This is a genomic window from Micromonospora sp. NPDC050795, assembly GCF_044456785.1.
Taxonomy (GTDB): Bacteria; Actinomycetota; Actinomycetes; order Mycobacteriales; family Micromonosporaceae; genus Micromonospora.
Map to the genome: position 1 here is coordinate 1 of NZ_JBITGE010000043.1, position 24,664 is coordinate 24,664.

Consider the following 24,664-nt stretch of genomic DNA (forward strand, 5'->3'; position numbering starts at 1 on the left):
GGTCAGAAGGGTGTTGAGGTCTGTCGTCACAAACAGATCTTCAACACCCTTCGTCTATGCCCACACCCCGGGATCGTTAGGACTTACTCGTCTAGCGCAGCTCGCGGTTGCCCAACACCCGCACCGGCGAACCCTGCCGAGCCACCCGCACCATCGCCCGACCGATCCCGTCGGTAGTGGTGACCTGGTTCGGCAGCAACCGCCGCAGCACCGGAAACAGCGGGCGGGTGACCGCATACCCGAACCGGTACCACCGCGTCTTCGACACCGCCCCGTACGTCGGCTGGATGAACCCCGGCCGCGCCGCGTAACCGTTGGGCAGCAAATCCATGATCGCGTTCTCGGCACGCCCCTTGACCCGCGCCCACATCACCCGACCCCGACCCGACGAGTCCGTCCCCTGCCCCGAGACGTAGACGAAGGTGACCTGCGGGCTCACCTGCGCGAACAACCGCGCCGCCGCGAGGGGGTAGTCGTAGCTGACCCGCGTGTACGCGGCCTCATCCAAACCCAATGAGGACACTCCGAGGCAGTAGAAACACGCGTCGACACCGGTCAACTCGGCCCGCACCGCGTCCAACTCGCCCACGTCCGCGACCGTCAGCTCCCGCAGCTTCGGATCCCGCGCACCGGTCGGCCGCCGACCGACAGTCAGCACCTCGCGCACGTCATCGGCGAGCAGACACTCGCGCAACACACCCTGACCGACCATCCCGGTCGCACCGAAGACAACCACCCGCATCAGATCGCACCCCTGTCGCCGCCACCGCCACCGGCCTTCCGGCGGCGCCTCAGCCAGGCTGCCACGGTCGGCATGATGTGCGCGGTGCCGGTCAGGACTTGGGACCGACGTGCCGGTCCAGCGTGGCGACGGCGTCGCGCCGTGCCACCGACAGCGAGTTGCGTCGGTTCATCCGCCAGGTGACGCCGAGCAGGTCGAGGCTCCACTGGCAGAGCCGCATGATGTCGGCCGACTCGTTGACGAACATGTAGCGCGGGTAGATGTAAAGCCGGCCTCTCGTCGTGACCCGGTTGGCGACGCGGCAGCCGTCGGAGTGGAACAGCCCTCGCAGGAAGTCGCCGGGGTGTTGTTCGATGATCGGTCGTTGCCAGTCGGCGAGGACGATCGGTCGCTTGTGCTTCTTGCCGGGACCGTGCTGCGGGAGCAGACAGGGCCAGTGGAGGCCGTAACTCTGCACGCCCACGCAACCCTGCTTCTGGACCCGTTGCACCTTCGAGGCCAACACGGCTCGCATGGCCACATCGCACGCTTCGATGAGCCCGGGCCAAGCATCGGAACAGTAGATGCGCAACACCGGAACGCGTGCCGTCGTCACGAGGTGACCGTCGCCCAGGTAGAGACCGAGCAGGTACGCATAGGCTTCGGGGTCTGTCGGACTGTCGACACCGTCACGACAGCGGAAGCACCGGAGCTGGGTGCCCGCGAACGTCGCCTCCGGCCGGTCGTTGCACCAGTGCCACACTGTCCGGTAGGGCAGCCCGACAGCCCGGGCGGTGTCGGCGACAGAGCCGCCAGCGAGGAAGAGCTGCCGCGCACGAGCACGGATCTCAGGTGGATGCACGAGACCATGCTCGAACGCCCGTACGACATTAATTTGTGCCCTCGGTGGGATTCGAACCCACACTGTATGGAGTTTGAGACCATTGCCTGCTGCCAGTTGGGCTACGAGGGCGCTTCCCTGATTCAGCCCTGACAGGATACCCACTACGCTGAAGGCGGTGACACCCGGCTGGGCGGGTGCCTCGTTCGAACTGGTGGGGGTAGGGCTGGTGGCTGAGACGCCGACGGATGCCGAGCGTAGGCGCGTACTGATCGCCGAGGACGAGGCGCTGATCCGGCTGGACCTCGCCGAGATGCTCGTCGAAGAGGGTTACGAGGTGGTGGGGGAGGCCGGTGACGGCGAGACAGCCGTCCGCCTCGCCGAGGAGCTGAAGCCCGACCTCGTCATCCTCGACATCAAGATGCCGATCATGGATGGGTTGGCCGCCGCCGAGCGTATCGCCGGCGCCCGGATCGCCCCGGTGATCATCCTGACCGCGTTCAGCCAGCGCGACCTGGTGGAGCGGGCACGGGCGGCGGGCGCGATGGCGTACCTGGTGAAGCCCTTCCAGAAGAGCGACCTGGTCCCGGCGGTGGAGATCGCGCTGTCGCGTTACTCGGAGGTCGCGGCCCTGGAGGCGGAGGTCGCGAGCCTGACCGACCGCCTGGAGATCCGTAAGTCGGTGGAGCGCGCCAAGGGCGCGCTGATGACCACGTACGGGATGACCGAGCCGCAGGCGTTCAAGTGGATCCAGCGCACGGCGATGGACCACCGGATGACCATGAAAGAGGTTGCCGAGCGGATCCTCGCGGAGACCGCCGGCGGCGAGGTGACCCTGCCGGCACCCTGACCGGCGTCGACCCGTGTCGAGGCGGATGGGGGCGGTGCTCGGCGTTCTCGCCGTGCTGGTGGCGGCCTGTGAGTCCTCGGCCTGTCCCGCCTGTCCGGAGCCGCTACCGGTCCGGCCGGCCTGGCAGTCGGTGGTCCTGCCGGACACACCGGGTGTGCCGGGTCGACCGGTGCTGCGCGACGCCACGGCCTGTGCCGGCCGGTGGTACGTGGTCGGGGGTGTGGTCGATCCGGCCGGGGAGACCCACCCGGCCGCCTGGACCGGCCCGGACGCCAGTTCCTGGGTGCCGCTGCCGACGGCGCCGGTGACGTTCTACGGCCGACAGCACGTGCTCTCCGCGGCGGCCTGCCGAGACGGACGGTTGGCGGCGGTCGGGGCGAAGAACGGGGGTGCGCACGGCAATCCCCGCACGGGCACCTGGAGGCAGGCGTCGGACGGCTCGCTGCGCGAGGTGGACGCGCCCTTCGAGCGGTACGCCGGGCCGAAAGCGGTCAGCGTGGCCCGGCTGGCGGCGGGGCCGCGGGGCTGGTTGATCGCCGGTAGTCGGGTCGACGGTGCGGCGGTCTGGATCTCCCCGGATGCGGCCGCGTTCGCGCTGGTGGAGGGCGCGCCGGAGCTGGCCGGTGACGAGCGGGGTCGGACGGCGGCGTACGACGCGGTAGCCGTGCCGTCGGGCTGGCTGGTGGTGGGTTCGTTGCTGCCGCCCGGGGGTACGGCGCTGGTGCCGCTGGCCTGGTCCTCGCCGGACGGCCGGAGTTGGCGGCGGGCCGCCCTGCCGGTGGTGGATGGGCGGGGGCAGGCGCAACGGGTGGCAGTGGCTGGCGGCGTGCCGGTGGCGGTCGGGCCGGTGCGGGCTGGATTCGGCAGTTGGCGGCTCACGGCGCAGGGTTGGCGGCCGGCGGGCGGGTTCGGGGCGGTCGGGCCGGGTGTGGCGTCGGTGGCCGGGCTGGTGGCTGTCGGGCAGAGGTTGGTGGCGGTGACGAGGGACGGGGACCGTCACGCACTGTGGCTCTCGGTCGATGTGGGCGAGTCATGGCGGGCGGTGAGCATGCCGCGGCCCGTGCCGGACAGCGGAGATACTGCGGTCTCGGTGACCTCGACTGGAGATCGACTGCTGGTGGTGGCCGACGATGGAGAAACGTCGCGTGCCTGGTGGGCCGGGGTGTCGGACCTTGATCGGTAGCTGACGGAAGCCCTCTGGCCGGTGCCGACGAAACGAAGGTGAGAAAGCTTCACGACCGAAGGTTCTTACAGGGATCGTTTCCAATCCGCCACGGCGTGTAACGGTTCGGTCAACCCGCTCGCTTGGGGCTTACGTCACAGCTCCACGGTGGGATAACGTCCGGCCCCAGACCGGCGACGACGGTCTGGTTCGTCCGCCCCCGCAAGGGCCAATAGCCAGCGGGTGGTTCGGACCATGGGACGAGGAGGGTTCGGGCCTTGAGGCAAAAGCTCGCGCGCGTTATCGGTGGGGTCGCCATGGTGGCGCTCGTCGCCGGCGGAACCGCATGCTCCAGTGGCGATGATTCGGCAGGCGGCGGCGGTGACGCCTGCGGCAGCAAGATCGCGTTCTTCGGCGCGCTGACCGGCAGCTCGGCCGCGCTCGGCATCAACGAGAACAACGGTGTCAAGCTCGCCGTCGACAAGTACAACAAGGAAAACGCCGACTGCAAGGTCGAGCTGGCCGCCCTGGACTCGCAGGGTAGCCCCGACCAGGCGCCTGGTCTGGCGCAGAAGGCGATCGACGACACCAAGATCCTTGGCATCGTCGGCCCGGCCTACTCGGGTGAGTCCGAGGCTGCTGGCCCGCTGTTCAACGAGGCCGGCCTGGTGACCATCACCCCGTCCGCGACCCGGCCGAGCCTGGCCGACCAGAAGTGGAAGACCTTCTTCCGCGCGGTCGGCAACGACTTCAGCCAGGGCCCGGCGGCCGGCAACTACATGAAGAACGTGATGAAGGCCGACAAGGTCTACGTCATCGACGACCAGTCCGCGTACGGTGCCGGCCTGGCCGACGAGGTCAAGAAGGTGCTCGGCTCGGCGGTTGTCGGCTCGGACAAGGTCCAGGGCGAGGGCAAGCAGACCGAGTTCTCCGGTGTGGTCACCAAGGTCAAGGCCGCCAACGTGAAGGCGATCTTCTACGGCGGTTACTACCAGGAGGCCGGCCTGATCCGTAAGCAGCTCACCGCTGCCGGGGTCACCGCGCCGCTGGTCGCCGGCGACGGCGTCAACGACGGTGCGTACGTCACCTCCGCTGGCCAGGCGGCGGCCGAGGGCACCATCCTCACCTGCCCGTGCCAGCCGGCCGCTGAGGCCCGAGGCACCTTCGTGCAGGAGTTCAAGGCGCTGACCGGCACCGAGCCGGGCACCTACAGCGACACCGCCTACGACGCGGCGAACATCCTGCTGGCCGGTATCAAGGCTGGCAAGACCACCCGTGAGGGCCTGCTGGAGTTCGTGAAGGGCTACAGCGGCGAGGGTGTCGCGGCGAGCTACAAGTTCACCGAGACCGGCGAGCTGGACCCGGCTCAGGTCAAGGTGTGGGCCTTCAAGGTCACCGGCGGCAAGGTTGTCCCGGACCAGGAGATCCCGAAGTCCTGATGTTGGTCGCTGCTTCGGCGATTGAGTTGTGATCGCGGGTGCGGCCGGGAGCTGCTCGCTCCCGGCCGCACCCCAATTTTCTCTCCAGACGTGATGGAGCGTCCCTCCCTTGGACTTCAATGGACTGTTCTCCAACTTCGGGGAACTCACCACGACCGGCCTGACCCAGGGCGCGATCTACGCCCTGGTCGCGCTCGGATACACGCTGGTCTACGGCGTGCTGAGACTCATCAACTTCGCTCACTCCGAGGTCTTCATCGCCGGCGCGTTCGCGGCGATCTGGACCTGGAACGGCTTTGGACTCGACCAGAACTCACAGGTCAGTGGGATTGGATCGATCCTGTTCTACCTGCTGGTGGCGATGATCGTCGCCGCCATCGCCTCGGCGGGCACGGCGACGGTGATCGAGCGGGTGGCGTACCGGCCGTTGCGTAAGCGCAACGCCCCGCCGCTGGCCTTCCTGATCACCGCGATCGGCGCCTCGATCGCGATCTCCGAGGCCTTCGGCATCTGGACCCGCCGACTGCCGGAGGGCGCGCCCAGTCTGGTGAGCAGCAAGCCGCTGTTCCACCTTTTCGGCGTGCCGATCGACTCGGTGCAACTGCTGACGATCGGCGCGGCGCTGCTGATGATGGTCCTGCTGGACCTCTTCATCAACCGCAGCCGTACCGGTCGGGGCATCCGGGCCGTGGCCCAGGACGCCAACACCGCCGCGCTGATGGGTGTGAACAAGGACCGGATCATCCTGATGGTCTTCATCACCGGTGGTGCCATGGCCGGCGTGGCCGGTCTGCTGTACGACGTGCGGATCCAGACCCTGACCTACAGCGTCGGCTTCCTCCTGGGCCTCAAGGCCTTCACCGCCGCGGTGCTGGGTGGTATCGGTAACCTGCGCGGCGCGCTGATCGGTGGCCTGCTGCTGGGCGTGGTGGAGAACTACGCCGCCGGTCTGTTCGGCAGTCAGTGGAAGGACTTCGCTGCCTTCGCGGTGTTGGTGGTGCTGCTGATGTTCCGGCCGACCGGTCTGCTGGGCGAATCGCTGGGGAGGGCACGGGCATGACGACCGTCCTGGAGAGGGTGCGCTCTGGCCGCGAGGCGGCCGGAGAACGGTGGCGCGGTGCTCCGCGCTGGGTGCGTTGGGCGTTGCTGGTCGCGGTGATCGCGTTCTTCTACGCGCTGCCGAACAGGGAGTTCTACCAGTATCTCGGGCCGATCCCGACCCCCGGTGCGAACTTCACGCAGGTGCTGTTCACCGTCTCGATCTACGTGCTGCTGGCCGTCGGGTTGAACATCGTGGTCGGTTTCGCCGGCCTGCTCGACCTGGGCTACTTCGGCTTCTTCGCCGTCGGCGCGTACACCGTCGCGGTGCTGACGTCGCCGAGCAGCAACCTCAAGACGCTCTGGCCGTGGCTGCTCGTGGTGCCGCTGGCGATCGGGCTGACCATGCTCTCGGGCGTGATGCTCGGTACGCCGACGCTGCGTCTGCGCGGTGACTACCTGGCGATCGTGACGCTCGGCTTCGCCGAGATGATCCGGATCGCCGCGGTGAGCTCTGAGTTCCTCAAGGGCCAGCGGGGCTTCAACCAGATCCCGCACCCGCCCGGCAAGTACGCCGACGGCAAGCCGTTCTTCGGCGTGCTGGACGCCCGTCCGTACTACTGGCTGGTGCTCACGCTGATCATCCTGGTGGTGATCGGTGTGCGGAACCTGACGCACAGTCGGGTCGGTCGGGCCTGGATCTCGATCCGGGAGGACGAGGACGCCGCGCAGCTGATGGGTGTGCCGACGTTCAAGTTCAAGCTCTGGGCGTTCGCCTCGGGTGCCGCGATCGCCGGCCTGGCCGGCGCGCTCTTCGCGGGTAAGCAGAACTTCGTCAACTCGCAGAACTTCGAGCTGCTCAACTCGATCATCATCCTGGCGGCGGTGATCTTCGGTGGTTCGGGCAACATCGTCGGCGCGATCGTCGGTGGTGGTCTGGTGGCGTACATGATCGAGCGGTTCCGCGGCATCGAGCTGTTCGGCGTGGAGCTGTACGAGTACCGGTTCCTGATCTTCGGTCTGGTCCTCGTGGTGATGATGATCTTCCGGCCGGAAGGCCTGATTCCGAACCGACGACGGGCGGCGGAGTTCAAAGACCGTCGCAAGGAGGTGATCGTCGGTGAGTGACACCGATCAGACGCCGGCTGTTCCGGCGCAGGCCGGCGCGCCGGCGGTGGAGGCAGTCCCCAACCGGGAGCCGCTGCTGGAGGTCGACAATGTCACGCTGCGCTTCGGCGGCGTGGTCGCGCTCGACAACGTCAACTTCACCCTCTACAAGGGGGAGATCCTCGGGCTGATCGGCCCGAACGGCGCTGGCAAGACCACCTGCTTCAACGCGATGACCGGCATCTACCAGCCCACCAATGGTGAGATCCGGTTCCGTGGCGGCAAGATCAGCGGGAAGAAGCGCCACCAGATCACCCAGATGGGTATGGCCCGGACGTTCCAGAACATCCGCCTGTTCCCGGAGATGACCGCCCTGGAGAACGTCCAGGTCGGCGCGGACGCGCACCACAAGACCAGCGTGCTCTCCGCCCTGTTCCGGTTGCCTCGGCACCGGCGCGAGGAGCGTGAGGGACGGGAGAAGGCCGAGCGGCTGCTGGAGTTCGTCGGCATCCGGCACCGGCTGCACGAGTTCGCCCGCAACCTCTCCTACGGGGAGCAGCGGCGGCTGGAGATCGCCCGGGCGCTGGCCACCGATCCGGTGCTGCTCTGCCTGGACGAGCCGGCCGCCGGCTTCAACCCGGCGGAGAAGGAGGAGCTGCTCCAGCTCATCCGGCAGGTCCGGGACACCGGCGTGACCGTGCTGCTGATCGAGCACGACATGCGCCTGGTCATGGGCGTCACTGACCGGATCGTCGTGCTGGAGTTCGGAAAGAAGATCGCCGAAGGGCTGCCCGCCGAGGTGCGGGACAACCCGAAGGTGGTCGCGGCGTACCTGGGGGTGCCGGACGATGTTGCTTGAGATCGACGATGTGAGCCTGCTCTACGGGCGGATCCAGGCGTTGCACGGCATCAGCCTGACCGTGGCCGAGGGTGAGATCGTCGCGCTGATCGGCGCCAACGGCGCCGGGAAGTCGACCACCATGCGGGCGATCTCCGGGATCCGGCCGATCGCCACCGGCAGCATCCGCTTCGAGGGTGAGGACATCTCCAAGCTCCGAGCCGACCTGCGGGTCCGGCGGGGGCTCTGCCAGGCGCCCGAGGGCCGGGGGATCTTCCCCGGCATGTCGGTGCTCGAGAATCTGGACATGGGGGCGTACACCCGGCGCGACCGCGCCGGGATCGCCGAGGACCTGGCCCGGGTGCTCGACCTCTTCCCCCGGTTGGCGGAGCGACGTAAGCAGGCCGGCGGCACCCTGTCCGGCGGCGAGCAGCAGATGCTGGCCGTCGGTAGGGCGTTGATGAGCCGGCCCAAGCTGCTGTTGCTCGACGAGCCCTCGATGGGGTTGGCACCGATGCTGATCCAACAGATCTTCGACATCATCAAGGAGATCAACGAGCAGGGCACCACAGTCCTGCTGGTGGAGCAGAACGCGCAGCAGGCGTTGGCCCGAGCGCACCGGGCGTACGTGCTCGAGACCGGCCGGATCGTCAAGACCGGAACCGGCGCCGAGCTGCTGCACGACCCGGCGGTCAAAGAGGCATACCTCGGCGTGGCCTGAGCGGCCGTCACACCCCTCACGCAAGGAGTGCAGAAATGTTCAATACCAACGGTGCCCGGCGGGCGGCGCTCGGTGCCGCCAGTGCGGCGCTGATCGCCCTCTCGCTGACGGCGTGTGGGGAGAAGGAGAACAGCGGCTCGCCCGGTGCCGGCCCGACCGTCACGGCGGCGGCCGACTCGGCGTTGGCCGGCAAGGTGCCCGACGCCATCAAGGCCGACGGTGTGATCAAGGTCGGCACCGACTCGACGTACGCCCCGGCGGAGTTCCTCGACCTCGATGGCAAGACGGTGGTCGGCTTCGACGTCGAGCTGTTCAACGCGGTGGCGCAGAAGCTCGGTCTCAAGGCCGAGTACGAGTCGGCACCGTTCGACGCGATCCTGCCCGGTGTCGACTCCGGCAAGTACGAGATCGGCGTGTCGTCGTTCACGATCAACGCCGAGCGCCTCACGAGCGTCAACATGGTGAGCTACTTCTCCGCCGGCACCCAGTGGGTGACCAAGGCCGGTAACGCGGCCAAGGTCGACATTGACAACGCCTGCGGCAAGAAGATCGCCGTGCAGACCGGCACCGTGCAGGTCGACGACATCACCGCCCGGTCGAAGAAGTGCACCACCGGTGGCAAGCCGGCGATCGCCATCGACCAGTACCAGGCGCAGAGCGACGCCACGGCCGCCGTGTTCAGCGGCAAGAACGACGCCATGCTGGCCGACTCGCCGGTCGGGGCGTACGCGGTGAAGCAGAGCAACGGCTCGCTGGAGCTGATCGGCGACATCTACGAGTCCGCCCCGTACGGCTACGCCGTCAAGAAGGACCAGACCGCCTTCGCCGAGGTGCTCAAGGAAGCCGTCCAGGCGGTCATCGCTGACGGCTCGTACCAGACCGCGTTGAAGAAGTGGGGCGTCGAGGGCGGCGCCATCACCTCCTCGGCGCTGAACCCCGCCAGCTGACGCATGTCGTCGGAAACGGACACAACCGAACGGGCACGGCCGGAACCCATCCAGGCCGTGCCCGTCCGGCATCCCGGGCGTTGGGTAGCGGTCGCCGTGATCGGGGTGCTGGTGGCCATGTTCGTCCACCTGCTGGTGACGAACAAGGCGTTCAACTGGGCGTTCATGGTCGACGAGATGTTCCGGCCGCCGATCATGGAGGGTCTGCGCGGCACGCTCGCGTTGACCGTGCTCGCGATGCTGATCGGCGTCAGTCTCGGCGTTGTCGTCGCCATCATGCGGTTGTCGGAGAACCCGATCCTGCGGGGCGTCTCCTGGGCGTACACCTGGTTCTTCCGGGCCGTGCCCCGGCTCGTGCTGGCGATCCTCTTCGGCAACCTCGGCATCCTCTGGGCCCGGATCGAGTTCGGTCTCCCGTTCGATCGGCAGATCGGCGCGCTCTTCGGCGTCGACGACTTCGAGGCACGTCTGTTCGGCTTCTCCGCGCTGGAGATCCTCACGGGATTCGTCGCCGGCATGCTGGCGCTCGGGCTCTCCGAGGCGGCGTACATGGCCGAGATCGTCCGGGCCGGGATCCAGTCGGTGGACGAGGGGCAGACCGAGGCGGCGCAGGCGCTGGGTCTGAGCCGTACCCAGATTTTGCGTCGGATCGTGCTGCCGCAGGCGATGCGGGTGATCATCCCGCCGACCGGCAACGAGACCATCGCGATGCTCAAGGACACCTCGCTGGTGGCCTTCGTGCCGGTCTCCACCGAGCTGTTCTTCCAGCTCAAGGCCGTGGGTAACCGGACCTTCCAGGTCTTCCCGATGTACGTGGCGGCCTGCCTGTGGTACCTGCTGCTGACCAGCGTGCTGCTCGTCGGGCAGTACTACCTGGAGCGACACTTCTCCAGGGGATTCGGCAGGAGCGCCCAAGCGAAGATCAGACTGCGCGGGATCACCGCTGAGGCCGGCGGCAGCGCGAGCGAGGCGGGTCGGTGATGACGCAGGTGACGACATCGGCGGAGGCCGCGGATACGGCCGGCGACGGCGTGATGGTCCGTGCCGAGCAGGTGCACAAGTCGTTCGGGCCGGTGGAGGTGCTCAAGGGCATCGACCTGGAGGTCCGCAGCGGCGAGGTCTGTTGTCTGCTCGGGCCCTCCGGCTCGGGCAAGTCGACGTTCCTGCGCTGCATCAACCATCTGGAGAAGATCAACGCCGGCCGGATCCGGGTGGATGGCGACCTGATCGGCTACCGGGAACGCGGTGGCAAGCTGCACGAGATGCGGGAGAAGGAGATCGCCGCCCAGCGCCGCGCGATCGGCATGGTGTTCCAGCGGTTCAACCTCTTTCCGCACATGACCGCCCTGCAGAACGTCGCCGAGGCGCCGGTGCTGTTGGGCCGGGAGCGCAAGGCCGCCGCCCGGGAGCGGGCCGCCGCGCTGCTCGAGCGGGTCGGGCTCGGCGACAAGCTGGGCAACTACCCTGGGCAGCTCTCCGGCGGGCAGCAGCAGCGCGTCGCCATCGCCCGGGCGTTGGCGATGCAGCCGAAGTTGATGCTCTTCGACGAGCCCACCAGCGCGCTGGACCCGGAGCTGGTCGGCGAGGTGCTCGACGTGATGAAGGACCTCGCCCGCGACGGCATGACGATGATCGTGGTGACCCATGAGATCGGCTTCGCCCGGGAGATCGGCGATTCGCTGGTCTTCATGGACGACGGTGTGGTGGTGGAGTCCGGCGCGCCGCGCGAGGTGATCGCCAACCCCCGGCACGACCGGACGAAGGCGTTCCTGGCCAAGGTGCTCTGAGCCGACGCCCGGCGCGGCCGTTCCGTTCGGCCGCGCCGGGCGTCGTGCCGGTGTCCCGTCCTGTCGTAGCGGCGGACTAGAGTCGCTGCCGTGACAGCTACGACGCCGCGCCTGCTTCTCGTTGACGGACATTCCATGGCATATCGGGCGTTCTTCGCCCTGCCCGTGGAAAACTTCTCCACCACGACGGGGCAGCCGACCAACGCGGTGTACGGCTTCACCTCGATGCTGATCAACGTGCTGCGCGACGAGCAACCCACCCACATCGTGGTGGCCTTCGACGTCTCCCGCCACTCCTTCCGCACCGACAGGTACGCGGAGTACAAGGCCGGCCGCAGCGAGACCCCGACCGACTTCAAGGGGCAGGTCAGCCTGGTCAAGGAGGTCCTGGCCGCGCTGCAGATCCCCGTGGTGGAAAAAGAGGGCTTCGAGGCCGACGACGTCATCGCCACGCTCGCCTGCCAGGCCCGCGACCAGGGCATGTCGGTGTTGATCAGCAGCGGTGACCGCGACGCGTTCCAGCTGGTCGACGATCAGATCACCGTCCTCTACCCGCGCAAGGGCGTCTCCGACCTGGCCCGGATGGACCCGGCGGCGATCGAGGCGAAGTACGGCGTTGCGCCACAGCAGTACCGGGACCTCGCCGCGCTGGTCGGCGAGACCAGTGACAACCTGCCCGGCATCCCGGGCGTCGGCCCGAAGACCGCCGCCAAGTGGATCACCACGTACGGCGGGGTGGAGGGCGTCATCGCCCGGGCCGACGAGATCAAGGGCAAGGCCGGCGACAGCCTGCGGGAGCGGCTCGCCGACGTGATCCGCAACTACGAGATCAACCGCCTCGTCTCCGACCTGGAGCTGCCGCTACGCGCGGAGGACAGCCGCTGGACGGGTTGGGACCGGGAGGCGGTGCACCAGGTCTTCGACACCCTGGAGTTCCGCATCCTGCGCGACCGCCTCTACCAATACCTGGAAGCGGTCGAGCCGGAGGCCGAGTCCGGCTTCGACCTCACCGGCGAGGTGCTCACCGAGCCCGGCGCGCTGGCCGGGTGGCTGACCACGCACGTCCCGACCGGCACCCCGGTCGGGTTGGCGGTCAAATTCGACACCGGCCCAAACCGCCGGCACACCGCCTCGATCACCGGTCTCGCGCTGGCCACCGCCGGCGGCGCGGCGGCCTGGGTCGACCCGGCAAGGCTCGACCCGACCGACGAGGACGCCCTGGCCAGCTGGTTGGCCGACGAGCAGCGCCCCAAGGTGCTGCACGACAGCAAGCCGGCCGTGCTGGCCTGCGCCGCACACGGCTGGCAGCTCGCCGGCATCGTCCGGGACACCCAGATCGCCGCGTACCTGGCCCGCCCCGATCAGCGGTCCTACGACCTGACCGACCTGGCGCTGCGCTACCTGCACCGGGAGCTGCGGGTGGACGTCCCGGAGTCCGGCCAGCTCACCCTCGACGGCCTCGGGGACGAAGGGGTGGTCGAGCAGAACCTGATGCTCCAGGCCCGTGCCACCCTCGACCTGGCCGACGCGATCGACGCCGAACTGTCCCGCGACGGCGAGCAGTCGGCCCGGCTGATGGCCGGCGTGGAGCTGCCGCTGATGCGGGTGCTGGCCACCATGGAGAGCACCGGCATCGCCGCCGACACCGACTACCTCTCCGAGCTGGAGGCCCACTTCGCCGCCGAGGTGAAGGCCGCCGCGCAGGGCGCGTACGAGGCGGTGGGTCGGGAGTTCAACCTCGGCTCGCCCAAGCAGTTGCAGGAGATCCTCTTCACCGAACTGGGTCTGCCGAAGACCAAGAAGATCAAGACGGGCTACACCACCGACGCCGACGCCCTGCAGTGGCTCTACGCGCAGCAGCCGCACCCGGTGCTGGCCCACCTGCTGCGTCACCGCGACGTTGCCAAGCTCAAGTCGACAGTCGACGGGCTGCTGAAGTCGGTCTCCGACGACGGCCGGATCCACACCACCTTCAACCAGACCGTGGCGGCCACCGGTCGGCTCTCCTCCACCGAGCCCAACCTGCAGAACATCCCGATCCGCACCGAGGAGGGCCGTCGGATCCGTCGGGCCTTCGTGGTCGGAGACGGCTACGAGTCTCTGCTCACCGCCGACTACAGCCAGATCGAGATGCGCATCATGGCGCACCTCAGCTCGGACGACGCGCTGATCGACGCGTTCAACTCCGGCGCCGACTTCCACGCCGCCACCGCCTCGTCGGTCTTCGGGGTGCCGCTCGGCGAGGTCACCCCCGACCAGCGCCGGAAAATCAAGGCCATGAACTACGGCCTGGCGTACGGCCTGAGCGCCTTCGGCCTGTCCCAACAGCTCAGCATCAGCACCGAAGAGGCGCGCGGGCTGATGGAGAACTACTTCGCCGGCTTCGGTGGGGTGCGCGACTACCTCCAGCAGGTGGTCGCCCGGGCCCGCCAGGACGGCTACACCTCCACCATCCTCGGCCGACGCCGTTACCTGCCCGACCTGGTCAGCGACAACCGGCAGCGCCGTGACATCGCGGAGCGGATGGCGCTCAACGCCCCCATCCAGGGCTCCGCCGCCGACATCATCAAGGTGGCGATGCTGCACGTCGACACCGCGCTCCGCGAGGCTGGGCTGGGCTCACGGATGCTGTTGCAGGTGCACGACGAGTTGGTCTTCGAGGTCGCGCCGGGTGAGCGGGAGGCGTTGGAGGCCCTGGTCCGGCGGGAGATGGGCGAGGCTCACCCGTTGTCGGTGCCGCTGGAGGTGTCGGTCGGTCTGGGACGGGACTGGAACAGCGCTGATCACTGACCCTGTGTTGGTTGCGGTGTGGGGGTGCCCCGGAACCCCTGACCTGGTCGCCCTGGTCGCGGCCGCTGGCGTGGTTGGGCACTCGCCGACGGGCGCGGATCGTGGTTTTCTGAGCGACCAACGTCACCGGCGTTGCGCAGATCGTGCGGCCTGACCAGCTACTTCATGGGGTCGTGGCCCCAGTTCATGAGCGACCAGCGCCACTTGGTGTCGCGGACGTTGCCGGAGGGGCGCTGCGCCATGTGCCGGCGTACGTAGCCGACGACCTTGCGCATGTGCTTGTAGTCGGCCTCGGACAGATCGCCGCGTTTGCGACGGAGCAAGTTGATGATCTTCCGGCCGGACTCGTGCCCGACGGACTCGCCACCACCCGCACGACCGCCCTTGTGCCAGCCGACCTGTTTCGACTCGTCGGTCTCCAGCCACGTGGACAGCTCGCCGGGCTTCATGTTCACCGCCTCGGTGAACTCCCGGTAGGTGTCCCGGCCCTCGTCACTCTTACTCATGGCGCAGCGCCCCGGGGCGGTGGGCCACGTCGCGGCCCGTGCCGTCACTGCGGACCCGGTACTGCGGGTCGTCGGGGGCCGCGTTCACCGCCCGCCCGCTGACCCTGGTCCGTTCGGTGATCGTCTCCTGCACCACGCCGTACGCGCGGCTGCCGTGGGCCGACCAGGAGACATGGTCGCCCTTGTGAAATCTCGGTTCGGCCATGGTCCTCGGCTACCCGAGCCGGCTGGGGCGAAACGACTACGGCGTGATCTCGGCGACCGGCAGCTTGATATCGAACGGCTCAGCCAACTCGATCACGTCGGCACCGTCGGCGACCAGCTCATACTGCCGCTCACCGCCCGGCCCCACCCGATCGCCGATCCGGTACGCGTACACGTGCACCGGGTCCTGCTCGATCCGCCAGTAGAACGGGATGCCCGCCGCGGCGTACTCACCCGGTTTCGCGAACCGGTCGATCCGTCGCGTTCCCGGCGAGACGATCTCCACGGCGAGCACGACATCCTCCGGCCGCAGAGTGGACCGGGAAGGAGCCACGCCGGCCCGCCGTAGGAGCACGTCCGGCTGTCGGCTGGTATTGGGACTCAGCCCGACTCCGACCGCCTGGACGACTCGTAGGTCGGCCGGCGCGTGTTGCAGCAGCCAGTGCGCTAGCAACAGCGAGATGTCCTGATGGCCCAGGGTGGGGGAGGGCGTCACCTGGATGACTCCGTCGACGAGTTCGACGCGGGGGGCGTCGTCCGGCAGGGTGAGCAGGTCCTCCAGCGTGTAGTCGGCACGCTGCTGCCGCATCGGATCCGGACACCAGGGGCCAGGTGATGTCGGGACCGGCTCGGCGCTCATGGGCACGAGACTACCGGCGGTCGATGGCTCGCACGTCGGACAACGGGTGTGGCGCTCACCCGGAGGGCTTCTCGGTGACGAAGATGGCGGTGCCGGGGAAGAGTCGTCCGCGCAGCGGGCTCCACTGCCCCCAGATCCCCTCGTGTCCCTCCGGCCACTCCGGCTCCACCAGGTCCAACAGCCGGAACCCGGCACCGACCAGCTCACGGATCCGGTCACCGAGGGTGCGGTGCTGCTCGACGTAGGTGGCCACGCCGGTCTCGTCCTGCTCGACGTACGGGGAGCGGTCGAAGTACGAGTGCACGGCCGTCAGGCCGCCCTCGCCGGGGTCGTCGAGGAAGATCCACCGCATCGGGTGGGTCACCGAGAAGACCCACCGGCCACCCGGGCGCAGCACCCGGTGCACCTCGGCGAGCAGCGCCGCCGAGTCGTCCACGAACGGGATCGCGCCGAACGCGGTACAGGCGACGTCGAACGACCGGTCGGCGAACGGCAGGGCGAGCGCGTCGGCCTGCACCAGCGGTACGCGTACCCCGGTGCGGTCGGCGGCCTCGGCGGCGTGCCGCAACATGCCGGCGGACAGGTCGAAGGCGACCGGCCGGGCGCCCTGGGTGGCGAGCCAGCGGGCGGCGGCCGCGGCGCCGGCACCGACCTCCAGCACCCGCCGCCCCGACACGTCGCCGAGCAGCCGGGCGTCGGCCTCGCGCAGGCCCTCGGGGCACCACACGAAGTCCACGTCGCCGAGGAACGCGCCGTGTTCGGCCTGGTAGTCGTCGGCGTCGGTGTCCCACCAGCCGCGGTTGGCGCGCCGGGCCTCGGCGTCACCCACCCGGCGCCGGGTAACCCGGCTGTCGTCATCCACGCGCTCACGCTAGGCCCCACCCAGCCCATTGGGCACGGCGGCGCGTCCAGGATCTGCGCGACTCCTCGCGCGGTGGGCTTGATCGACTCGGCTTTGGCGACGTCGCGGTGTCCGAGCCGCTTCGAACCGCGCCGGCGGGCCCGGCTGCGACACCGCAGCGACACCCAGGAAGTCGGGGCGACCGGGCGCGGCCCGTGGTGCGCACCGCCGGGGCGGGAGGGGCTGCTGTGACGCAGGAGACAGCAGCGGTGTTTTCCGGGCGATTGTTCGGCTTTCGCAGGTCATCGCACGAAGAGAACCCGGGAGGGCTTGCACGCTGTGGTAATGCGCACGGTAGGCTAGACGATGCGCTCGCGGATCGCGTTGCCTCGGCAGGGAGCAGGTGCGCGGTCGACGGAGCCACATCATGATCTCACTAGGCGATCGTTCGGTGTGCCCGGCGACGGATCCGCTGGCGCGAACAGGTCACTGCGACACACCAGCCTGCTGTGACAACCCACCGACCGGAGCAACCGCCCACATGACGAGCAGCATCGAGGCCCCCTCGAGCGCCACCCGGGTCACCCACGACGATCTCGGTTCCGAGGAGGCATTCCTCGCCGCGATCGACGAGACCATCAAGTACTTCAACGACGGCGACATTGTCGAAGGCACCGTCGTCAAGGTCGATCGGGACGAGGTCCTGCTCGACATCGGCTACAAGACCGAGGGTGTCATCCCCTCTCGGGAGTTGTCGATCAAGCACGACGTGGACCCCGCCGAGGTTGTGACGGTTGGCGACCACATCGAGGCCCTGGTCCTCCAGAAGGAGGACAAGGAGGGTCGTCTGATCCTCTCCAAGAAGCGGGCACAGTACGAGCGGGCCTGGGGCACGATCGAGAAGATCAAGGACGAGGACGGCGTCGTCCGCGGTTCGGTCATCGAGGTGGTCAAGGGCGGCCTCATCCTCGACATCGGGCTGCGCGGCTTCCTGCCCGCGTCCCTGGTCGAGATGCGTCGTGTGCGCGACCTGCAGCCGTACGTCGGGCGGGAGCTCGAGGCCAAGATCATCGAGCTGGACAAGAACCGCAACAACGTGGTCCTGTCCCGCCGGGCCTGGCTGGAGCAGACGCAGTCCGAGGTGCGCACCGAGTTCCTCAACAAGCTGCAGAAGGGCCAGGTCCGCAAGGGCGTCGTGTCCTCGATCGTCAACTTCGGCGCCTTCGTGGACCTCGGCGGCGTCGACGGTCTGGTGCACGTCTCCGAGCTGTCCTGGAAGCACATCGACCACCCGTCCGAGGTCGTCGAGGTCGGCCAGGAGGTCGAGGTCGAGGTCCTGGACGTCGACCTGGACCGCGAGCGGGTCTCGCTGTCGCTAAAGGCGACCCAGGAAGACCCGTGGCGGCAGTTCGCCCGCACCCACGCGATCCAGCAGATCGTGCCGGGTAAGGTCACCAAGCTGGTTCCGTTCGGTGCGTTCGTCCGCGTGGACGACGGCATCGAGGGTCTGGTCCACATCTCCGAGCTGGCCGAGCGCCACGTGGAGATCCCGGAGCAGGTCGTCCAGGTTGGCTCCGAGGTCATGGTCAAGGTCATCGACATCGACCTGGAGCGTCGCCGGATCTCGCTGTCGCTCAAGCAGGCCAACGAGGGCTTCGTCGAGGGCGAGGAGCACTTCGACCCGACCCTCTACGGCATGGCCGCGACGTACGACACCGAGGGCAACTACATCTACCCCGAGGGCTTCGACCCGGAGACGGGCGAGTGGCTCGAGGGGTACGACAAGCAGCGCGAGACCTGGGAGAACCAGTACGCCGAGGCTCGTCTGCGCTGGGAGGCCCACACCAAGCAGGTGCAGACCTCTCGCGCCGCCGACGCCGAGGCTGCCGCCAACCCGACTCCGGCCGTTCCGGCCGCTAGCGGTGGCGGTGGCGGTGGCACCACCTCCTCGTCCAGCCCGGCCCCGAGCCGGCAGGCCGAGGAGCCGGCCGGCACGCTGGCCACCGACGAGGCGCTCGCCGCACTGCGGGAGAAGCTCGCCGGCGGTAAGTGACCCGCTGAACGACGACGGGCCCCGTCCCCGCGATCTCCGGATCGCTGGGGGCGGGGCCCTCGCCGTATCCGCCGCCCGCCCTGCCGCCCTGCCGCCTTGCCGCCTTGCCGCCTTGCCGGCCTTGCCGGCCTGCCGGCCTGCCGCCCCGCCGTCCCGCCGCCCTGCCGCCTTGCCGGCCTGCCGGCCGCCGCCCCGCCGGCTCGCCGCCCTGCCGGCCGCCGGCCCGCCAAGATCGTGCTCGATCCAGGATGTAGGGGCCTCCCCGCCGCCGTAGACCACTACATCCTGGTTCGAGCACGATCTTGGGGTCGTGCGCGTCCCGAACCCCGCTCCCGGTGTCTCCGGGGGCGGGGTTCTTCGTCATGATCCGTGCAACATCAGGGATGTTGCTGTCTCGCGCGCGTCGGAGGCAGCAACATCCCCGATGTTGCGGTGATCTTGGCGCGGGCGCGGGCGCGGGCGCGGGGCCGGGGCCGGGCGCGGGCGTGGGCGCGGGCAGGGGGTGAGGGTGCGGGCGTGGGCGCGGGCGCGGGCAGGGGGTGAGGGTGCGGGCGTGGGGCGCGGGCAGGGGGTGAGGGCGTGGGGTGGGAGGCGGACGGGGGCGTGCGGGGTGCGGGGTGCGGTGCGTAGGTGGTTCGTGCGGGTGCGGCGGGGGCCGGTCGAAGCCGGGGCGCGGGCGGAGTTGCGGGGTGGGTGGTGGCGAGGTCGCCGGGGTGGGGGCGGGTTGGCGGCGGGCTTGTCGATCCGGTTGACTGTTCGGGTGCTGAGGGTGGGGTTGACCGGCGGGATCGGGTCAGGAAAGAGCGCGGTGGCCGCGCGGCTCGTCGAGCGGGGCGCGGTGCTGATTGACGCGGACCGGGTGGCCCGGGAGGTGGTGGCGCCGGGTACGGACGGGCTGGCGGAGATCGTCGCCGCCTTCTCCGACGCGGTGGTGGACGCCGACGGCGCACTGGACCGTGCCGCATTGGGAGCGGTGGTGTTCGCTGACGAGACCGCCCGTCGTCGGCTGGAGGCGATCACCCACCCCCGGGTCCGGGCCCGCACCGCGGAACTGGCCGCCGCGGCGGCACCGGACGCGATAGTCGTCAACGACGTACCGCTGTTGGTCGAGGTGGGTCTCGCGCCGACGTACCACCTGGTGGTCGTGGTGCAGACGGCCGTGGCGACCCGACTGCAACGGCTGGCGCGTGACCGGGGGATGAGTCGCGCGGAGGCCGAGCGGAGGATCGCCGCGCAGGCCGACGACGCCCGCCGCCGGGCGGCGGCGGACGTGGTGCTGACCAACGACGGCAGCCTGACGGCGCTGCACGACGCCGTCGACCTGCTCTGGAAGCAGCGGTTGGTGCCCTACGAGGACAATCTGCGCCAGCGCCGGGTGGTCCCGCCCGACGAGGCCGAGTTGGCCTGGGCCGACGCGAGTTGGCCGGAGCAGTACGCGCGGCTGGCCGCCCGGATCCAGTACGCGCTCGGCTCGAATGCCCTCCGGATCGATCACATCGGTTCGACGGCGGTGCCCGGCCTGGCCGCGCAGAACGTCATCGACGTGCAGGTGGCGGTCGCCAGCCTCGCCGACGCCGACGGGCCGTTGGCCGATCGGCTGGCGAACGCCGGGTTCCCACGGGTACCGGGGCAGTGGTGGGACGACCCGCGTCCGGCCGGCAGGGGCCGCTGGGAGAAGCGGTTGCACGGTAGTGCGGACCCGGCCCGCCCCGTCCGTCTGCACGTGCGGGTGGCGGATTCGCCGGGTTGGCGGTACGCGCTGTTGATGCGCGACCACCTGCGTGCCGACCCGGATCAGCGAGCCACGTATCTGCTGCTCAAGCGGGACCTCATCGACGCGGCCCCGGTGGCCGGCGATTCCGGGACAGGCCGCAACCCGTGGTTCGACGAGGAGTACCTGCGGGCCGAGCAGTGGGCCGCGCAGACCGGCTGGCGTCCCTGAGGCATCGGTCAGCGGGCACCGGGCCGAGGGGCCGGAGAGCGAGGGGCCGGGGGCCGAGGGTTGGCAGTCAGTCGGGGCACGACGGCGGGCTGGAGATCCAGGTGTGCCCACGCGCCCGCGTCGGTCTGCAACTCGAGCCGGCGGAGCGACCCGTCCCGGTCGAGCCAGTAACGCAGCCGCCCGTCGGCCGGACCCGACTCGATGACGTCCACCGTCCGTCCGTCGGTGACGTCCTCGCGTACCCGCACGGCCGCGCCGCGCTGCCCGACCGATCCGGCGGCTATCGCGGCGTCGACCAGCACACTCAGGTCGTCTCGGGCGGGCCGGGAGACGCGCCATCCCCCGGTCGGGGGCGGTAGCGGCGGTCGGGCCGGCGCCTCCGCGGTGCCGCCGCCACCATCGGCCGCGGGCAGGTCCGCCCGGGCCAGGCCGGCGGCGTCGCGGCGCAGCAGGGTCCGGCGATCCGGTACGCCCAGGTCGGCGACCGCGAGGTACGCGCTGCGCGCGGTCCAGCTCAACCAGCCTGCGCCCCGCAGGTTCGTCTCGGTGCCCACTGGTGCGGTCAGCGTCACGGTGGCACCGCCGTGGGCGCGGAGCCGGGCCGGCAGCCGGTCGAGCCGACGTTGTTCGGCGTCGGTCAGCGCGCGGGGCAGACCGGGGCGACCGCCGAGTGCGTCCACCGGTCGTAGTGTCGGCCGGTCCTCGCGGTTGAAGATCATCGTGACCGGCCCGGTGCCGGGCAGCACGGTTACCAGCTTGTGCAGCCGGGCGTCCTGATCGAGCCAGTACCGGGTCTGTCCGTCCGGGGCGGGCGTCGCGGCGCTGGGGGTGCAGATGGCCGTGCTGGCGGCTGGCGCGCTGGGCAGTGGTGCCTGAATGACGTCCAGTGGGCCGGCCGGGACGGCCTCGCGGGCGATCCAGCGCGCCCCGTCGGACGGTGCGGTCCGGGTCGTGGTGTCGGGGCGGTCGGCGGCGAGATCGAGGAGCAGGTCGAGCACCGGTGCCAGGTGTGCCCCGGGTGCCGGTCGGTGCAGCCGCCACCGGTCCGTCGGGGGCATCAGTGGTGGTGCGGCGGGGGTGGGCACCGCCGCCGGATCGGGCCGGATCACCAGCACCGGACCGCTCTTCTGCAACAGCCCGCGTTCGGCACCCGCTCCCGGCCCGCCCACGTCGAGGTAGAGCAGTGACCGGGACCAGTCCACCCAGCCCACCAGTTCGATGCGGGCGGTGCCGGTTCCGGCCGTGACCCGTACGCCGGCGCGCAGGTCCCGCAGGTTGGTGACCCGCACGGCGGCCAGCCGCTCACCCTCCGGCAGGGTCAGCGGCCGGGCCGGCTCGGGCGGGTCGGGCGCCCAGCTCAACAGCCCGAGCACCAGCGCCGTCGCGGACGTCACCGCCGTCAGACCGAGCAACAGCAGCACCGCACGCCGACGACGGCCGGCCGAGGGCGGCCCGGCGGTGTCGGCGGCCTCGGTGGTGTCAGTGGTGTCCGGGGTGTCGCCGCTGCGGGTGGTCTCGCGGTTCTCCGCGAGGCTTCGCTCGGCGGCGGCCCGCCGCGTGTCGTTGGTCTTGCGGCCGGCGGTGGCTCGGCGCGCGCCGCCGGTGGACCGGCCGGTCGGGCCCTTGCCGCCGGTCGGGCCCTTGCCGGTGCTCGTGCCCTTGCCGCCGGTCGGCCCCTTGCCGCTGACCGGGTCGCTGCCGGTGCTCGGGTCGTCCGGCGGGGGTGTGGCGGTGCGGGCGGTGTCGGGCGTCGGGGTCGGAGAGGTGTCCACGGAGATGAAACGGGCGGGGAGGCACCGGGGTGACGAGCAGGGGCGCTCGCGGCGGCCGGTCTGCGCCTCGAGCGCGACCACACGGGTGCGCACGCCGGACGAGCCGGGTGCTGCGACCGCAGTGCCGGGGGTGACCGGCCGTGATGTTGGCCTGGCCACCGGCCCGGTCGGCCGCCGCGAGCGGCCTACATAGAGAGGGTAGTCCCGGTGACATGGGCCACACAATGGGAATATTGAAGCCGATCACGTACCTGGCGTGACGGCCGTTCCTGTCGGACCTCCGGCGTACCGTTGACGGCATGGCGCTCGACATTCCCCGGCTGGACAGCCGCTTCCAGGTCGTCAGTGACTTCCAGCCGGCCGGCGACCAACCGGCAGCCATCGATGACCTTGAGCGCCGGGTTCGGCGTGGCGACCGCAACACGGTGCTGCTCGGCGCGACCGGCACCGGCAAGAGCGCCACCACGGCGTGGCTGATCGAGCGGCTGCAACGCCCCACCCTGGTGCTCGCCCCGAACAAGACGCTCTGCGCGCAGCTGGCCAAGGAGTTCAGCGAGCTGCTGCCGCACAACGCTGTCGAATACTTCGTCTCGTACTACGACTACTACCAGCCCGAGGCGTACATCCCGCAGACCGACACCTACATCGAGAAGGACTCCTCGATCAACGAGGAGGTGGAGCGGCTGCGGCACTCGGCGACGATGTCGCTGCTCACCCGCCGCGACGTGATCGTGGTGGCGACCGTCTCGGCGATCTACGGCCTGGGCACCCCCGAGGAATACCTCAACCGGGCGGTGAAGGTGCAGATCGGGCAGGAGCTCGACCGCGACCAGTTGTTGCGCCGGCTGGTCGACATCCAGTACACCCGCAACGACATGGCCTTCCAGCGCGGCACCTTCCGGGTTCGCGGCGACACGCTGGAGATCATCCCGGCGTACGAGGAGCTGGCGATCCGGATCGAGCTGTTCGGTGACGAGGTGGAGAAGCTCTACTACCTCAACCCGTTGACCGGTGACGTGGTCCGCGAGGTCGATCAGCTGGTGATCTTCCCGGCCACGCACTACGCGGCCGGCCCGGAGCGGATGGAACGGGCGATCCGTGACATCGAGGTCGAGCTGGCCGAGCGCCTCGCCGAGCTGGAGCGGCAGGGCAAGCTGCTGGAGGCGCAGCGGCTGCGGATGCGCACCACCTACGACATCGAGATGATGCGGCAGGTGGGCTTCTGCTCCGGCATCGAGAACTACTCGATGCACATGGACGGGCGGCTGCCCGGCAGCCCGCCGCACGCCCTGCTCGACTACTTCCCCGACGACTTCCTCACCGTGGTCGACGAGTCGCACGTGACCATCCCGCAGATCGGCGGCATGTACGAGGGCGACGCGTCGCGCAAGCGGATGCTCATCGACCACGGCTTCCGGCTGCCCAGCGCTGCCGACAACCGGCCGCTGCGCTTCGACGAGTTCCTGGAGCGGGTCGGCCAGATGGTCTACCTCTCCGCGACCCCGGGCACCTGGGAGATGGAGCAGGCTCAGGGCGAGTTCGTCGAGCAGGTGATCCGACCCACCGGTCTGGTCGACCCGGAGGTCGTGATCAAGCCGACCAAGGGTCAGATCGACGACCTGATGCACGAGATCAAGCTGCGGACCGACCGGGACGAGCGGGTGCTGGTCACCACGCTGACCAAGAAGATGGCCGAGGACCTGTCCGACTACCTCCTGGAGAACGGCATCCGGGTGCGCTACCTGCACTCGGAGGTCGACACCTTGCGCCGGGTGGAGCTGCTGCGCGAGCTTCGCAAGGGTGACTACGACGTGCTCGTCGGCATCAACCTGCTCCGCGAAGGTCTGGACCTGCCCGAGGTGTCGCTGGTGGCGATCCTCGACGCCGACAAGGAAGGCTTCCTGCGCAGCGGCCGGTCGCTGATCCAGACCATCGGGCGGGCCGCCCGTAACGTCTCCGGCCAGGTGCACATGTACGCCGACAAGATCACCCCGTCGATGGCGGCGGCGATCGACGAGACCGATCGGCGTCGGGCCAAGCAGATCGCGCACAACGAGGCGCACGGCATCAGCCCGGAGCCGCTGCGTAAGAAGATCCACGACATCCTGGACGACATCTACCGCGAGGCGGAGGACACCGAGAACTCCCGGGTCGGCGGCGCGGTGCGTCAGCTTTCCCGAGGCAAGGCGCCGGTCAAGGAGACCCGCAGCCGGAGCCGGTCCGCCGCGAGCGCCACCTCACGGGAGGGGATGGCCCGCGCCGACCTCGCCCAGCTCATCCAGGAGCTCAACGACCAGATGCTGGCCGCCGCCCGCGAGCTCCAGTTCGAGTTGGCGGCCCGGATCCGCGACGAGGTCTCCGACCTGAAGAAGGAGCTGCGCGGCATGGACGCCGCCGGCGTGAAGTGACGGCCACCCGGTCGGCCCCGCCCAGCGCACCGCTCGGGCCCGGCCGACCGGGGCACG

The 24,664-nt window shown here is 69.7% G+C and carries 20 protein-coding genes, 1 tRNA gene and 1 pseudogene; 14 read left to right on the forward strand and 8 right to left on the reverse strand.

Features of this window, described 5'->3' with window-relative positions; genetic code table 11:
- Nucleotides 1-91: 91 nt before the first annotated feature.
- The 3 genes from ACIBEF_RS28280 to ACIBEF_RS28290 all read right to left on the reverse strand — a co-directional run bounded on the left by ACIBEF_RS28280 (nucleotide 92) and on the right by ACIBEF_RS28290 (nucleotide 1,694).
- Nucleotides 92-742, reverse strand: coding sequence for an NAD-dependent epimerase/dehydratase family protein (locus tag ACIBEF_RS28280; protein WP_396796285.1), 651 nt, complete (start codon nucleotides 740-742; stop codon nucleotides 92-94).
- A 91-nt stretch (nucleotides 743-833) separates the two neighbouring features.
- Nucleotides 834-1,256 carry a hypothetical protein gene (locus tag ACIBEF_RS28285; RefSeq protein WP_396796286.1) on the reverse strand — a complete coding sequence of 141 codons (423 nt, stop codon included), beginning with the start codon at nucleotides 1,254-1,256 and terminating at the stop codon, nucleotides 834-836.
- A gap of 363 nt (nucleotides 1,257-1,619) precedes the next feature.
- Nucleotides 1,620-1,694 (reverse strand) — tRNA-Leu (locus ACIBEF_RS28290).
- Between the two features lie 97 nt (nucleotides 1,695-1,791).
- On the opposite strand from ACIBEF_RS28290, the gene ACIBEF_RS28295 reads away from it, so the two are divergent.
- The 11 genes from ACIBEF_RS28295 (at nucleotide 1,792) to polA (ending at nucleotide 14,241) form a co-directional block, all read left to right on the forward strand.
- Nucleotides 1,792-2,412: an ANTAR domain-containing response regulator gene (locus ACIBEF_RS28295; protein WP_091408093.1), complete on the forward strand. Its 621-nt coding sequence runs from the start codon at nucleotides 1,792-1,794 to the stop codon at nucleotides 2,410-2,412.
- 13 nt (nucleotides 2,413-2,425) lie between these two features.
- Entirely contained in the window at nucleotides 2,426-3,595 is a 1,170-nt protein-coding gene (locus ACIBEF_RS28300) for a hypothetical protein (protein ID WP_396796287.1), read from the forward strand.
- A gap of 257 nt (nucleotides 3,596-3,852) precedes the next feature.
- Complete coding sequence (locus ACIBEF_RS28305) at nucleotides 3,853-5,013, forward strand: branched-chain amino acid ABC transporter substrate-binding protein (RefSeq protein ID WP_396796288.1); 1,161 nt, start codon at nucleotides 3,853-3,855, stop codon at nucleotides 5,011-5,013.
- A 109-nt stretch (nucleotides 5,014-5,122) separates the two neighbouring features.
- Nucleotides 5,123-6,073, forward strand: a complete 951-nt coding sequence (locus tag ACIBEF_RS28310; protein ID WP_091407906.1) for a branched-chain amino acid ABC transporter permease — start codon at nucleotides 5,123-5,125, stop codon at nucleotides 6,071-6,073.
- Complete coding sequence (locus ACIBEF_RS28315; RefSeq protein ID WP_091407909.1) at nucleotides 6,070-7,179, forward strand: branched-chain amino acid ABC transporter permease; 1,110 nt, start codon at nucleotides 6,070-6,072, stop codon at nucleotides 7,177-7,179. The genes ACIBEF_RS28310 and ACIBEF_RS28315 overlap by 4 nt, the downstream gene beginning before the upstream one ends.
- Nucleotides 7,172-8,017, forward strand: coding sequence for an ABC transporter ATP-binding protein (locus tag ACIBEF_RS28320; protein WP_396796290.1), 846 nt, complete (start codon nucleotides 7,172-7,174; stop codon nucleotides 8,015-8,017). The genes ACIBEF_RS28315 and ACIBEF_RS28320 overlap by 8 nt, the downstream gene beginning before the upstream one ends.
- Nucleotides 8,007-8,717 carry an ABC transporter ATP-binding protein gene (locus ACIBEF_RS28325; protein WP_355007597.1) on the forward strand — a complete coding sequence of 237 codons (711 nt, stop codon included), beginning with the start codon at nucleotides 8,007-8,009 and terminating at the stop codon, nucleotides 8,715-8,717. Before ACIBEF_RS28320 ends, ACIBEF_RS28325 begins: the two co-directional genes overlap by 11 nt.
- Nucleotides 8,718-8,752: 35 nt before the next feature.
- Entirely contained in the window at nucleotides 8,753-9,664 is a 912-nt protein-coding gene (locus tag ACIBEF_RS28330) for an ABC transporter substrate-binding protein (protein WP_396796292.1), read from the forward strand.
- A 3-nt stretch (nucleotides 9,665-9,667) separates the two neighbouring features.
- A complete protein-coding gene (locus tag ACIBEF_RS28335) occupies nucleotides 9,668-10,645 on the forward strand; it encodes an amino acid ABC transporter permease (protein WP_355007595.1) in 978 nt (325 codons plus the stop codon).
- 53 nt (nucleotides 10,646-10,698) lie between these two features.
- Complete coding sequence (locus ACIBEF_RS28340) at nucleotides 10,699-11,451, forward strand: amino acid ABC transporter ATP-binding protein (RefSeq protein WP_396796326.1); 753 nt, start codon at nucleotides 10,699-10,701, stop codon at nucleotides 11,449-11,451.
- A gap of 90 nt (nucleotides 11,452-11,541) precedes the next feature.
- On the forward strand, nucleotides 11,542-14,241 hold the full coding sequence (polA, locus tag ACIBEF_RS28345) for a DNA polymerase I (protein WP_396796294.1): 2,700 nt from the start codon (nucleotides 11,542-11,544) through the stop codon (nucleotides 14,239-14,241).
- A gap of 161 nt (nucleotides 14,242-14,402) precedes the next feature.
- Here polA and ACIBEF_RS28350 read toward each other — a convergent pair.
- The 4 genes and pseudogenes from ACIBEF_RS28350 to ACIBEF_RS28365 all read right to left on the reverse strand — a co-directional run.
- Nucleotides 14,403-14,747, reverse strand: a pseudogene (locus ACIBEF_RS28350) (DUF3140 domain-containing protein); the annotation flags it as partial.
- Nucleotides 14,740-14,952: a DUF2945 domain-containing protein gene (locus ACIBEF_RS28355; protein WP_357199453.1), complete on the reverse strand. Its 213-nt coding sequence runs from the start codon at nucleotides 14,950-14,952 to the stop codon at nucleotides 14,740-14,742. The pseudogene ACIBEF_RS28350 and the gene ACIBEF_RS28355, both read right to left, overlap by 8 nt.
- Nucleotides 14,953-14,988: 36 nt before the next feature.
- On the reverse strand, nucleotides 14,989-15,540 hold the full coding sequence (locus tag ACIBEF_RS28360; protein ID WP_357264418.1) for a Uma2 family endonuclease: 552 nt from the start codon (nucleotides 15,538-15,540) through the stop codon (nucleotides 14,989-14,991).
- 106 nt (nucleotides 15,541-15,646) lie between these two features.
- Nucleotides 15,647-16,453: a class I SAM-dependent methyltransferase gene (locus ACIBEF_RS28365; protein WP_366342419.1), complete on the reverse strand. Its 807-nt coding sequence runs from the start codon at nucleotides 16,451-16,453 to the stop codon at nucleotides 15,647-15,649.
- A gap of 520 nt (nucleotides 16,454-16,973) precedes the next feature.
- On the opposite strand from ACIBEF_RS28365, the gene rpsA reads away from it, so the two are divergent.
- Together rpsA and coaE are read left to right on the forward strand one after the other, a co-directional pair.
- Nucleotides 16,974-18,485 carry a 30S ribosomal protein S1 gene (gene rpsA / locus ACIBEF_RS28370; RefSeq protein WP_396796295.1) on the forward strand — a complete coding sequence of 504 codons (1,512 nt, stop codon included), beginning with the start codon at nucleotides 16,974-16,976 and terminating at the stop codon, nucleotides 18,483-18,485.
- A gap of 760 nt (nucleotides 18,486-19,245) precedes the next feature.
- Nucleotides 19,246-20,427 carry a dephospho-CoA kinase gene (coaE, locus tag ACIBEF_RS28375; protein ID WP_396796296.1) on the forward strand — a complete coding sequence of 394 codons (1,182 nt, stop codon included), beginning with the start codon at nucleotides 19,246-19,248 and terminating at the stop codon, nucleotides 20,425-20,427.
- 8 nt (nucleotides 20,428-20,435) lie between these two features.
- Here coaE and ACIBEF_RS28380 read toward each other — a convergent pair whose 3' ends face one another.
- Complete coding sequence (locus tag ACIBEF_RS28380) at nucleotides 20,436-22,292, reverse strand: hypothetical protein (RefSeq protein WP_396796297.1); 1,857 nt, start codon at nucleotides 22,290-22,292, stop codon at nucleotides 20,436-20,438.
- Nucleotides 22,293-22,498: 206 nt separating this feature from the next.
- Here ACIBEF_RS28380 and uvrB point away from each other — a divergent pair, with 206 nt between their 5' ends.
- Complete coding sequence (uvrB, locus tag ACIBEF_RS28385) at nucleotides 22,499-24,607, forward strand: excinuclease ABC subunit UvrB (protein WP_357230845.1); 2,109 nt, start codon at nucleotides 22,499-22,501, stop codon at nucleotides 24,605-24,607.
- Nucleotides 24,608-24,664 lie beyond the last annotated feature (57 nt).